At 43.2% G+C, this 12,420-nt stretch carries 11 protein-coding genes; all 11 read left to right on the plus strand.

What is annotated here, in order from left to right:
* Positions 1–7: 7 nt before the first annotated feature.
* The 11 genes from AC6I3O_RS27865 to AC6I3O_RS27915 all read left to right on the plus strand — a co-directional run bounded on the left by AC6I3O_RS27865 (position 8) and on the right by AC6I3O_RS27915 (position 12,279).
* Positions 8–835: an efflux RND transporter periplasmic adaptor subunit gene (locus tag AC6I3O_RS27865; RefSeq protein WP_497854022.1), complete on the plus strand. Its 828-nt coding sequence runs from the start codon at positions 8–10 to the stop codon at positions 833–835.
* On the plus strand, positions 805–1,305 hold the full coding sequence (locus AC6I3O_RS27870) for an efflux RND transporter periplasmic adaptor subunit (RefSeq protein ID WP_497854024.1): 501 nt from the start codon (positions 805–807) through the stop codon (positions 1,303–1,305). The genes AC6I3O_RS27865 and AC6I3O_RS27870 overlap by 31 nt, the downstream gene beginning before the upstream one ends.
* Positions 1,302–2,468, plus strand: a complete 1,167-nt coding sequence (locus AC6I3O_RS27875) for a hypothetical protein (protein WP_497854026.1) — start codon at positions 1,302–1,304, stop codon at positions 2,466–2,468. Before AC6I3O_RS27870 ends, AC6I3O_RS27875 begins: the two co-directional genes overlap by 4 nt.
* Before the next feature lie 147 nt (positions 2,469–2,615).
* Positions 2,616–2,822 (plus strand): cold-shock protein, encoded by a 207-nt coding sequence (locus AC6I3O_RS27880; RefSeq protein WP_159757613.1) that lies wholly within the window; start codon positions 2,616–2,618, stop codon positions 2,820–2,822.
* Positions 2,823–3,014: 192 nt separating this feature from the next.
* Entirely contained in the window at positions 3,015–3,698 is a 684-nt protein-coding gene (locus tag AC6I3O_RS27885; protein WP_497854028.1) for a response regulator transcription factor, read from the plus strand.
* The gene (locus tag AC6I3O_RS27890) at positions 3,695–4,735 is read left to right on the plus strand and encodes a sensor histidine kinase (protein WP_497854030.1); all 1,041 of its coding nucleotides are present in this window, start codon (positions 3,695–3,697) and stop codon (positions 4,733–4,735) included. Before AC6I3O_RS27885 ends, AC6I3O_RS27890 begins: the two co-directional genes overlap by 4 nt.
* A 169-nt stretch (positions 4,736–4,904) precedes the next feature.
* Positions 4,905–5,570, plus strand: coding sequence for an ABC transporter ATP-binding protein (locus tag AC6I3O_RS27895; protein ID WP_497854032.1), 666 nt, complete (start codon positions 4,905–4,907; stop codon positions 5,568–5,570).
* Between the two features lie 15 nt (positions 5,571–5,585).
* Positions 5,586–8,153, plus strand: a complete 2,568-nt coding sequence (locus AC6I3O_RS27900) for an FtsX-like permease family protein (RefSeq protein WP_497854035.1) — start codon at positions 5,586–5,588, stop codon at positions 8,151–8,153.
* 13 nt (positions 8,154–8,166) lie between these two features.
* The gene (locus tag AC6I3O_RS27905; protein ID WP_497854039.1) at positions 8,167–10,752 is read left to right on the plus strand and encodes an ABC transporter permease; all 2,586 of its coding nucleotides are present in this window, start codon (positions 8,167–8,169) and stop codon (positions 10,750–10,752) included.
* A 304-nt stretch (positions 10,753–11,056) separates the two neighbouring features.
* Positions 11,057–12,046: a toll/interleukin-1 receptor domain-containing protein gene (locus tag AC6I3O_RS27910; protein ID WP_497854042.1), complete on the plus strand. Its 990-nt coding sequence runs from the start codon at positions 11,057–11,059 to the stop codon at positions 12,044–12,046.
* Positions 12,047–12,147: 101 nt separating this feature from the next.
* Positions 12,148–12,279, plus strand: coding sequence for a P-loop NTPase fold protein (locus AC6I3O_RS27915; protein WP_497854044.1), 132 nt, complete (start codon positions 12,148–12,150; stop codon positions 12,277–12,279).
* The last annotated feature ends 141 nt before the right edge of the window (positions 12,280–12,420 follow it).

Here is a 12,420-nt window from a genome sequence, read left to right on the forward strand (position 1 = left end):
GATGAAAATGATCCGTAAAAAAGCTTTTGGGATTTTCGGAGGTTTTCTTGCGGTTATGCTTGTATTTACAATTCTGTCAAGAGCGGCAAGCGGCGCCTCAATGGCAAGGGTGGAGACAGTCAGGATATCGACGGGGACGATTGACCATAGGGTGTCTGCAAGCGGCAGGGTAGAGGCAGGAAAAGAGATCGCGGTATATACCGAAGGCGCGCAGCGGGTGGAAGAAATCTTTGTCAGGGAGGGACAGATGGTAGAAAAAGGGGAAGTGCTTTTTCAGATCAGTCTGTCCGAATTGGAAGAGCAGATTACTGCCGCCCGCCAGGATATGGAAAAGATGAGGCTTCAGAACCAGGATATCTTAAACAGCAGAAATCAGGAACAGCAGGATCAGGCAACGGCAAGGAACAGGGCGGCAGAAGATTATGATGCGGCAGTGCTGAAAGGGGAGCAGTCCATAGCAGAGGCGAAAAGCGCATGGGAGGCGGCAGAAGGGGCTCTTCGGGAGTTCCTTGAGAGCAGTGCTGATGAAAGGTTATATAGTCAGGAGCAAGAGATATCCGGGGAAGGCAGTCTGTCTGGACAGACAGATGACAGTGCCGGAGGTGAGGAATCCGGGGCCGAATGGGAAGTGAGAAAGTCTGAGTTAGAGCAGGCAGCGGCAGATGCGAAACAGGCATATGACGAGGCGGTTTCATCCAATGATCAGAACATACTGGCAGCGAAGCGGGCGCTGGAGGATTCATCAAAGGGATTAACTTTAGATAGTACACTAGAACAGAATGAGATTACCAGACAGCGATCCGCATGGCAGATGCTTCTGGTGAAAGCTGTCTGACTGTCTCTGTGGACAGGACGGAAGGAGAATTTATAAGTGCAGGAAGCAGCGTGGAAATCAAGGCTTCCGGGAAGACAGAGAAGATCTGTGATTATACGGTCACGGATATCGTTGAAAATAAGGAAGACAAAACGCTTCTGGATATAAGGATTCATCTGCCGGGGGGAGTACTGGAAGCAGGGACATTCGCGGAGGCAGAGATTGTCCGCAAGCCGGAAAACTACGCGGCGACATTGCCTGTGGAGACACTTCATGAGGAGAGCGGCGGTTATTACGTATTGGTTTTGGAGGAAGAACAGGGAGTGTTGGGAACAGAACTGGCGGTACGGCGTTTTGATGTGGAAGTACTGGATAAAAACGGCACTGCCGCGGCATTGAAAGAAGGGGGATTGTCCGGGGAACAGGAGGTTGTCAGCAGTTCAAACAGGATGCTCCAGGAAGGAGACCGGGTGAGAAAGAAGGAAAAATGAAGAAAAGCAGTATGAAAGCATACGGGAAATTTATGGCGAAAATAGCAGTGATTGGGATAGGGATATACCTGTTCTGCCAGTCAGCCGTCTTCTGGGGAGAGTTGCTGTATAGTAAAAATAAGATCCAGTTTTGTCTGGAACAGTCTATAGACGGCCGGGAAGCGGCAGAGCTTCTGAAGCGGGATGAGGAATTTACGAAGGAAAGCGGTTACGAAAAGCCAGAAGCAATATCCGGCGTCTGTATCTGGGGAGAGAAAAAACAGGCCGTTCTGGAAAATAAAAATCTTTCAAGAAAAACGGAAGCAGATGTAATCTTATTCTGCGGAGATATAGAACTGCTGTTTGAGGGCTGCAGGGTACCGGCAACGGATGATATACGGGGCTGCCTGGTAGACGAGCAGACGGCATGGGAATTGTTTGGGGACAGTCAGATTACAGGGATGGAGGTTACTTGTGAAGGGATTCCTTACATGATCAGGAAGGTCATTCCTGGGGAGAAGAAAATTGCGGTTTTCCCTGCAGGCAGCATGGAAGGACGGACATCAGGCATTCAGGATGGATTGAATTTGGGAGAGGAAGAGGGGCAGGGAGAAGGGAACCAGGAGAACCAAAGATGCCTAAGCAGGATTACAGTGTTAAAACCAGCGGCGGTCTCGATGAATGATTTGCAATCGTTACTATACAGCCGGTATGGGGTCGCGGCAATACTTCTTGATTTACAGCTTCTGCGGGGCATAAGTGGATTTTTTGTATTATTGGTTCCGGTTATGGTATGTGTATTTGTCCTCCAGAATTTTTACAAAAGCTATCAAAAACAACAGGAGTGGATCTGGAAAGCGGTGATGGCTGCAGCAGCGCTGGTTTTGCTCATACTGGCATTGCTTTTTATAAGGCAATGGGTGCAGATTCCATATGACTATATCCCGGAAAAATGGTCTGATTTTACCTTTTGGACGGAGTTATGGAAAGAAAAGGCAGATGGTATGGAATACCTGATGAAGATCCAGAAATCTATTTTGGATTTAGAGTGGATGAACAGTTTTTTTATGAGCATAATCTGGGGTGTGTTGGCAGGGACATTTTTTGTGGCTGGAATTATACTGCTAAAACATAGTGAGTATAATTTAGAACAGTATATGACAAATCCATCTGATATGGGATAGAAAAGCTTTTGAAATATGGGGTTCCGGGATTTATTCTATTGGTAAGGCAGGAACAGCCGTTAAATATTTTGCGGCAGCTCCTAAAACCCAAAAGGATGTCGTAGTTTTATAACTGCGGCATGACAGATTAAGAATGGAGGAACTCATATGGAATATGGAACAGTGAAATGGTTTAATGCAAGGAGAGGCTATGGCTTTTTGACAGGGGAAGACGGCAATGATTATTTTGTCCATCACAGCAATATTGTGATGGATGGCTTCCGGACACTCAGATCAGGGCAGGCCGTAACATATGGAATCGAGAAAGACGATAAGGAAAGAAATATTGCGGTAGACGTAAAATTGGCAGAATAATCGGCGGAGGATAAGAAAAACCAGCAGATAATAGAAACACCGACGGGCAGCGGACAGTTCCTTTCCGGGGTGTTTCTTTTTTGATGTTTCTAATATAAACAGGCTTCTGTGAGATTTCTGTGACATTTGGGTGATAATATTATATAATCCGATGTAATCAGGAGAAAAATAATAGTAGGAGAAGGTGAATATATGAGGATTTTAGTGGTGGAGGACGACCATCTTTTAAATAGTACACTTTGCTATAATTTATCTGCAGGCGGTTACAAGGTAGATTCAGCAAATACAAAAGCAGAAGCAGCGAAATACTGTGAAGAACAGGCGTATGAGCTGGCTGTTTTGGATATCAATCTCCCGGACGGAAACGGATTCACATTATGCCGGGAGTTAAAAGAAAAGTATCCGGACACTGCCGTTATCTTTCTGACTGCGAATGATATGGAAAGTGACATGTTAAAGGGGTATGAGTTAGGGGCGGATGATTATGTGACAAAGCCTTTTCATATCAGTGTGTTCCGCAAAAAGGTCTCTGCCCTGCTTGCACGGATACAGAAGCAGGCTGGAGGGGAGACCTATGATGACGGGAATCTGTCCATTCATTTCTCCGAGATGACGGCGGATTTTTTAGGAGAACCGATTGCTTTTACATCCATGGAATACCGCCTTTTGAAGGTGCTGGTACAGAACCCGCAGACGGTCCTGACCCGTCAGGTACTTCTTGAGAAGCTGTGGGATTGCGACCGTAATTTTGTAGATGAGCATGCCCTTACAGTTGCCATCAGCCGTATCCGCAGCAAGATAGAGCGCAATGGCTCTCAATATATTAAGACTGTTTACGGCATGGGATATATGTGGATTGGGGGACGTATCAAATGAATGCAAAAGACATTTCTGTAAACAAGGCCAGTGCGGTGCTCTTAGGCATTTTCTGTACACTTTCTGCCGCCCTGCTTGCAGGGATTTATCTGCTGACAGGGGAAAAGGCGGTGCTTCTTGTGGTGCTTCTTTATGTTTTCCTTGTGCTTGTCTGTGTGAGTTTTTTCCTTGCATTGATCCGCCAAAAGCTTCTGCTATTTTCGGACACTCTCTGTCAGCAGTTAGACCGGATGGCAGAGGGAGAGACAGCGCTGATTGAGAGCGAAATGGAAGAAAACCTGTTCTATAAGATTAACCACAGGCTGGTAAGGCTTTATGAAATAATGCTGAAAACGCGCGAAAGCATTGCAAAGGAGAGGACTATGCTGAAAGAATTGATTTCTGACATCTCCCACCAGGTTAAAACGCCTATTACGAATCTTAAGATGGTAAATATAACAATGCAAAAAGAGCCTATGTCAGAGGAGAAACGCATCAGATTCCTGCTGGATAGCGAAACTGAGCTTGACAAACTGGATTTCCTGCTGCAGGCGATGATAAAAACGTCCCGGCTAGAGACAGGCATTATCTCACTGGAGAAGAAGATACAGCCGGTTTATGACACGTTAGCGTCGGCGCTTGGGAGCATCCTGTTTCATGCGGAAAAAAAGCAGATGGAAGTCTCCGTGGATTGTCCGGCTGATTTAAAGGCATATCATGACCGGAAGTGGACAGGCGAGGCATTGTTTAATATTCTGGATAATGCTGTGAAATACTCGCCAAAGGGCGGCAAGATAGATATCCATGTTGAAGGTCAGGAATTATACCTGAAAATTGATATTGCAGATACCGGAAAGGGAATACCTGAAAATCTGCATGGCGCGATTTTCAGACGCTTTTACAGGGAAAATGATGTGCATGATACCTCAGGGGTTGGAATCGGCCTGTATCTGGCACGAGAAATTATTACGATGCAGGGAGGCTATATTAAGGTTGCGTCGGAAGTGGGCAAAGGTTCTGTTTTTTCTGTTTTTCTCCTGAGAGAGAGGAATGCATAGCTGTCTGGATATCTTCATTGGAACTGAAATGTCACCAAATTGTGAGATTTCATAGTCAAATCTTTGAAATTTACCTGTTCCCGGTGAGATTTCTGAGAGGATTGGCTGTTATGATATGGTCAGGAACGGAGAAAGAAGTTTCCAGAATTATTAGAAAGGATGTGGACATATGTGCATTTTACAGACGACGGATCTTAAAAAATATTATGGCCAGGAGCCGAATATAACAAAAGCGCTGGACGGGATTACCCTTACCATCGGACGAGGAGAATTTGTAGCCATTGTCGGGACCTCCGGAAGTGGGAAATCAACCTTATTAAACATGATGGGAGGCCTGGATAATCCGACTTCTGGAAGTATCAGGGTAAAAGGAAAGGAATTATCCCAGATGAAAGACGAGCAGCTCACGATTTTCCGCCGGCGCAATATTGGATTTGTTTTTCAGAATTATAACCTGGTTCCGATTCTTAATGTATACGAGAATATTGTGCTGCCAGTAGAGCTGGATGGTGACACTGTAGATCAGAAATTCATGATGGAAGTGGTGGGACTGCTTGCCCTTGATGACAAGCTGAACAGTATGCCGAATAATCTTTCGGGAGGCCAACAGCAACGAGTGGCAATTGCAAGGGCGCTTGTGTCAAAACCTGCAATCATATTGGCGGACGAACCGACCGGAAACCTGGACAGCCGGACCAGCAGCGATGTTCTGGGGCTCCTGAAAACTACAAGCTACAAGTTCGACCAGACTCTTGTGATGATTACGCATAATAATGAGATTGCCCAGCTGGCTGACCGCATTGTCCGTATTGAGGACGGCAGAATTTCGGAGTAAGGAGGATGGCTGAAAATGAACGATATTTTATTTGGGAACAATAATCAGGGTGTGTTAAAGCGTCTGTCTGGGCGGTATTTTAAGGCAAACAAGAGCAGAAATATCATTGCTGTGATTGCAATTGTTCTGACAACGACCCTTTTTGCTACGATTTTTACTCTGGGCTTTGGGATGATGGATACGATTCATGACCAGAATATCCGGAAGGCGGGGGGTGACGGCCAGGCTGTGTTAAGCTATATTAATGACAATATTTATGAAGATGTGAAAGGGAATCCCCTGATTGACAGGATTGCCTATACGAAATGTATTTCCTATAAACTCAAGAACACGGGACTTGAAAAATGGAGGGCTGAAATCTGGTATATGGACAATACGGCTCTTGAATTCGCACGATATGAGCCGGCAGAAGGGCATGCGCCAGAAATGGATCAGGAGATTATGGCGGATACGAAAACACTGGAGGCGCTGGGAATACCGGCCAGAATTGGCGAAACAATTTCTCTGACTTATGAAATGAAAGGGAAAGAATACCAGACAGAGTTCACTTTGTGCGGCATATGGGAAACAGACAGCCTGAGCAATGTAGGGAGACTGCTTGTTTCAAAGGCATTTTTGGACAGTCGTCCAGAACTTGGCGGTTACACCCATACAGTGGGTGGTGATTATACTGGTTCTGTTGCATCGTATATCATGTTCAAAGGGAACGGGAACCCGGAGACAAAATTACATCAGCTCCTTTCCGAGACAGGATATACATGTGACACGATGGGAGGAAGTGCAGAGGATCCGAATTATATTATTGCGCGGGTCAGCCCTGCATATACAGGAGAAAACCTGCTTGAAAACCCGGCCATGTTTATTTCTGGAATTGCAGGCATTCTTCTCATCATCGTGGCGGGATATCTGATTATATATAATATATTCCAAATATCTGTGATACAGGATATCCAGTCTTACGGGCAGCTTAAAACGCTGGGGATTACAAAGCGTCAGATTAAGAAGCTGATTTCCGGGCAGGTGCTTCGCCTTTCGCTGGTTGGTATTCCTGTCGGACTTTTGCTTGGATTTTTGACTGGGCGTGCTCTGGTGCCTTTCCTGATGAATGGAACCAGCTATACATCGGAGGCAGGAATCAAGGTAACAATAAATCCTTATATCTTTATCGGCTCTGCACTATTTTCCCTGATTACAGTTTATATCAGTGTACGTAAACCTGCCAGAATCGCTGGAATGGTGTCTCCGATTGAGGCAATCCGGTATATGGAAAACGATCCGGGAGCTTTCGTGAAAAAAGCTGCCGATAAGAAGTCAACAAAAGGAGCAAAAATACACCATATGGCCCTGGCGAATCTGGGGCGGAACGGCAGTCGTACAGTACTTGTATTGAGTTCCATGACGCTGAGCCTGGTGCTGTTCAATACGGTATTTACATTAGCCGCCGGGTTTGATATTGATAAATATATTTCTAAATTTATGGATGTGGATTTTGTGATTTCCTCTGCAGATTATTTCCAGTATCGGTTTGAAAAAAGCGAGCATGAGCTGTCGGAGTCATTTATAGAAGCGGTGCGTCAGCAAGACAGTTTTGAAGACGGCGGCCGGCTTTATACTTCTCGGATTCTGGAGGAGGCATTTTCCGCCGATAGTCGTGCATTTGCAAACTATAATAAGGACGAGAATGGGAACCCATATGTTGATTTATACGGGGCAGATGAGTTTTTGCTGGATTCTATGGAAACTGTGGAGGGCGCAATAGACTGGCAGGCATTTGCATCAGGAGAGTATATCTTACTTAGCGTGGAATGTGACGATAATGGGAATATAATAAATAATCCTGCGGTGAATGTGGGAGACAAGATACGTTTCAATCATATAAATGTAGATGGCACACATATTTCCAGAGATAGAAGTTTTGATTTGACGGTTATGGCGAAAGTCCGCACAAATGAGAATACGGCTACCACCCGAAACACTGGCGCATCAAGGCTCTATCTGCCGACTGATTGTTTTCGAAAGCTTGTTGATACGCCGCATTTGGTCAGTTTTACGTTTAATGTAAAAGATGGCAGGGAAATGGAGATGGAGGGGTTTTTGGACAGTTATGTAAAAAATACAGAGCCAAACATGGATTTTGATTCCAAAGAGACGTATAAAGCGTCTTTTGACAGTCTGACTTCACTAATCGTTACAATCGGCGGTGCGCTGAGTATCCTGATTGGCTTTATCGGTATTGCAAACTTTATAAATTCCGTACTGACAAGTATTCTTACGCGCAGGAAGGAATTTGCCATGTTGCAGAGTATCGGCATGACGGGGAAACAGTTGAAAAGTATGCTCTCTTACGAAGGGTTTTATTATGCGGTGGGGACAATTGCGGCATCGGTATTATTCGGAGCATTTCTTTCTCTGGTGATTGTGAGGGGGATATCCGGCAGTGTGTGGTTTTTTACGTATCATTTTATTGCGTGGCCTATGCTGGCTTTATATCCATTCCTTTTCATTCTGACGGTGACTATACCGGTTGTTGTATACAAGAGGATGGTCAGGGCAAGCATTATTGAGCGGCTGCGCCTAAATTAATAGGAGGCAGAATATGAATGATATTTTATTTGGGAACAATAATCAGACAATGATGAAAAAAATGGCCCATAAAAGCTTTGCCGCAAATAAAAAGAGAAACATGGTTACGGTAATTGCAATCATCCTGACTACCGTGTTGGTGACATCTGTTTTTGGGATCGGTATCAGCTATATGAAAAGTGTAAGTAAACAGGCAGTGATGCAGCGGGGAACGAAGGCGCAGATTTTACTTGTGAATCCGACGGAACATAATTTATTGTGGCTTAACCGGAATCCGAGTGTAGAGAAAATCGGGCTGGAACGTCAGATTGCTACAGCGAAAAATGATCAGGCCCATAAGGCAAATGGGATTTTTCTCAGATGGGCAGATAATGACCAGTGGAAAGAGATGACTATGCCCGCAATGGGTGATGCGCATGGAGAATATCCACAGGAAAAAGACGAGATATTTATGCCCGGATGGCTGTTAGCTGACATGGGAATCGAACATCCGGAAATAGGGATGGAGATTCGGATGACCTGCCGTTATGGAGGTACAACCATTGATCATCCGGCGTTGTCAGATTTTCAGGAGCAGACCTTCAGGCTCTCCGGCTGGTATCAGGATTACAGCGGCAACTATCATATGGGTAATGCAATCTGTTATATTTCGGAAGAGTACTGGAAAGGATCGGCTGCCACAGAGGATAATACCCGCTGTGCGGCATCGCTGCTATTTTCTGATGACGAGACTGCTGCGGCAGAATATCAGGAAATCCTGCGCGGTATGGAGATGGCTGATAACTCGGAACTGAATCTGCTGATCTATTTCGGTTCTAAAGGTAATGTATGGGGACTGATGGCCGTAATATTATTGATTATGCTTTGCGGATATCTTCTTATCTATAATATTTTGTTTATATCGGTGAACAATGATATTCGGTTTTTTGGACAGCTAAAAACGATTGGGACAACAAAGAGGCAGATTAAGAGCATTATATTCCGGCAGATGGGGAAATTATGTATGATCGGTGTCCCTGTCGGTCTGGGAATCGGAGCGGTTATCTCATTCGTGGTTGTTCCGCTGGGAGTTATGGGAATGAGCGGCGGGTATATGATTAAAGACAGTAATGCTGTGTCAGTCTCATTTTCACCGGTTATCTATATTGGAGCAGCAGCACTTTCGATTTTAACAACTCTTGTCGGCAGTCTGAAGCCGGCAGGCATTGCCGGAAGCATTTCTCCGATTGAGGCGCTGCATTATCAGGGAATGGCATTGAAAAATAAGAAAGTAAATAAAAGAAAGAATGATACGGAAAAAGGCAGAGTGCCTCATAAAAATAAGCTTTACCGCATGGCATGGAGAAATGTGTTCCGCGGGAAGAAGAGCGCAGTCCTTACTTTCCTCTCATTATTTTTGGGATTAAGCATTTTTCTTGTGACAACGGGAATCCTGTCAAGTATTGATGTCTCGGTAATCGCCGAGCAGTATTTTGCTGAAAACGAGGACATTTCTGTAACATTGTATGATAATTCAAAACCGATGATTACGGAAGAAATGATGTCGGATATTCAGAATATGGATGGGGTTTTGGATGTGACGGCATATCGCAAATGTGCGGATATGGGTTATGAGGATGGATTTGATAATACAAAGGGGCCATTTAGCGGATTCATGGAGATGCTTTATGAAGTGGAACCTGGGCTTGCACAGTATGAGGATGCATACCATACAGGTGATTTGTGGAAATCGAATATTGTAGGGATTAACGAAAGAGAGTTTGGAATTATAAAGGAACATTTAGGTTTGGAGTCCAGCTACGAGGAATTTCAAGAAGGCAGGGTTTCCTTTTATCTCTGTTCTTCGGATATGGTCAAGGCATTTAAGACAGCGCCGCTGCCGCGGTCTTTGGATGTGGTAATCGGAGGAAAGCCGTATGCCTTTGAAATGTCGGCAGTTCCCGTAGACGGGCAGGCGGAATATTTGAATTTGGGTACAGGTCTTATGCCGGAATATGTGATGCCGTATCTGCTGGTAAGTCAGGACTATATGGATGGTCTTGGGCTTAACAATACCATTCAGAAGCTGAAGATTACTGTAATGGAGGGAATGGAACGGGCAGTAACAGAACAGATTGTCACGAAGTTTGATAATGGAAATGTAGTGATCAATTCTAAGTATGACAAAGAACAGGAATTAAATAAATCATTCAGTATGATTTATATGCTTGGCAATAGCTTGTCTGCTATTTTACTTTTTATCGGCATTATGAATTTTATAAATACAATGTCGGTGAATGTGACCGTTCGCAGGCATGAGCTGGCAGTGTTGGAGAGCATAGGAATGACAAAACAGCAGATCCGTAAGATGCTGGCTTATGAAGGAGTTTGGTATTGGACGATTCCCTATATACTTATTCTTAGTTTGGGAACCGCAATTTTTACCGGTACATTTTTCTTTGTGAAGAGCAGCCTGATCCCGTATATTACTTATACCTATCCTGCTGTTCCGTTGACAGTATCGGCAGTGATCGTATTTGCCATCTGTATCCTGACGCCGCTTGTGGCTTATTGGTCGTTTAGCGGAGACAGCGTTGTTGACAGGCTGCGGAAGGTGTAATATATTAATCTAAATAGCATTTTAGAAGGAGCGGGAAGATCCCGCTTTTTCTAGTGGATAAGCTAGTGATTCTAGTCAGATGTTGGACTTATAATATTTCAAATAAGTTGAAATAAGTATAATAATCTATTGACTAATCGTGATAAAAACAATATCATAAAGGAATATCTTGGAAAATCCTCAGAAGTAGGTGATATAAGTGGCAAAAAAAATTCAGGTTAAAAGCCGGAAGCAAAGGAAGTTGAAAAGACTGATACCCAAATTAGCTAAACTTAAAGAATAAACAGGTTAGGGAGTGCAGTGTATGAGGATATTTATTAGCCATGCTACAAAAAATAAAGAGATAGTTTTGAAGTTTGCCGAGTTGCTGGAAGCAATTAATAGCGAAATAGAAGTGTTTTGTTCTTCCGAAAGTGGAAGTATTAAAGTAGGAAAAGATTTTATTGAAACAATTTTTGAGGAATTAAATGCAAGTGATTTGTTCGTCCCCATTCTTAGCAGAGAGTATTACGAGAGCAGATTCTGTATGGTAGAGTTGGGAGTGGCATATTCGTATTTGTATAACAAATACCAGAAGAATGGAGAGGAATATATTTTCCCATTTGCGTTATATCCGCTTAGAAAAGGACAGGCATTATCTGGTACTCCTATGGCAAATATACAGACAGGTGAAATAAATGATGAAAATGACATCAGAAGTTTTTTAGAGTGTCTTTCTTTAGAAAAAGGACTTTATATTGGGTCTGGAATTAATAGAAAATTACATTCTTTTAAAGCAGAAGTTGATCAGATTTTTTTAAAGGAACAGAATATCATTGAACTGGCTAGAATAGGTACATATTTTGATGACAGTATTGATTATACGAAAAGAGATGATATCGTAAATTACAGCGTTAAGGATAATGCAATTATTATCAATTTTAATATGGATCCATATGAATCTAAAAATTTGAAATTTCCAAATTTTATTAGTATGGTTTTGAGTTATATAGATGGTTTGGATTTTGGGCGTTATTTGGATTTTAATGATGCATCAGAATTTGAATTTGTTCTGACCAGCTTTACAAATTCATTAAAAAAGATTTTTGTTGAATTTAAATATTCGGATAGTAATAAAATTTTGGAAACCTTTGAATTTCCGGTAGTATATGGTGAAAATGTTATGCGTGTGCCTTTGAAAAAGATGAGAAGTAAGGCGCTTAGTGAAATCTCAGAAGTTTGTTTTGTCATACATCCAGATGATGTTGTAGAAACAGAGGGAATGTTCCGGATTGGTCAGATTGCGATACATTAGTAATAAATCAGTGACCTTACGTCCCCTTTTACGCTCTATCCGTAAGGAAAAGGCGCTTTTGTAAAATAGGTTTCTGATATTTAAAAACCCAGGAGATTGTTATGATGACAGTAGGCGAATTAAATCGTTACATAAAACATTATATTGAAGAGGATAAGACACACACTGCTATAATGTTGACAGGCGAATGGGGATTGGGAAAGTCATATTATGCCGCAAAGATACTCAAATAAAAGAGGGAGAGACCCGCAGGTTCTCTCCCGGTTCCGGGCTTCGCAGGTTTCCGCAATACAATCACGGAGTTTAATATAGCAGAATTGACGAAAGAAGTCGATACACTAATTCAATTCATTATCAGTATATGCTCCGATACA

Source organism: Sporofaciens sp. St.21A7 (assembly GCF_059728535.1).

Coding starts and splice junctions, on each gene's coding strand:
- AC6I3O_RS27865 (WP_497854022.1), top strand. CDS start 8: ATGATCCGTAAAAAAGCTTTTGGGATTTTCGGAGGTTTTCTTGCGGTT.
- AC6I3O_RS27870 (WP_497854024.1), top strand. CDS start 805: ATGGCAGATGCTTCTGGTGAAAGCTGTCTGACTGTCTCTGTGGACAGG.
- AC6I3O_RS27875 (WP_497854026.1), top strand. CDS start 1,302: ATGAAGAAAAGCAGTATGAAAGCATACGGGAAATTTATGGCGAAAATA.
- AC6I3O_RS27880 (WP_159757613.1), top strand. CDS start 2,616: ATGGAATATGGAACAGTGAAATGGTTTAATGCAAGGAGAGGCTATGGC.
- AC6I3O_RS27885 (WP_497854028.1), top strand. CDS start 3,015: ATGAGGATTTTAGTGGTGGAGGACGACCATCTTTTAAATAGTACACTT.
- AC6I3O_RS27890 (WP_497854030.1), top strand. CDS start 3,695: ATGAATGCAAAAGACATTTCTGTAAACAAGGCCAGTGCGGTGCTCTTA.
- AC6I3O_RS27895 (WP_497854032.1), top strand. CDS start 4,905: ATGTGCATTTTACAGACGACGGATCTTAAAAAATATTATGGCCAGGAG.
- AC6I3O_RS27900 (WP_497854035.1), top strand. CDS start 5,586: ATGAACGATATTTTATTTGGGAACAATAATCAGGGTGTGTTAAAGCGT.
- AC6I3O_RS27905 (WP_497854039.1), top strand. CDS start 8,167: ATGAATGATATTTTATTTGGGAACAATAATCAGACAATGATGAAAAAA.
- AC6I3O_RS27910 (WP_497854042.1), top strand. CDS start 11,057: ATGAGGATATTTATTAGCCATGCTACAAAAAATAAAGAGATAGTTTTG.
- AC6I3O_RS27915 (WP_497854044.1), top strand. CDS start 12,148: ATGATGACAGTAGGCGAATTAAATCGTTACATAAAACATTATATTGAA.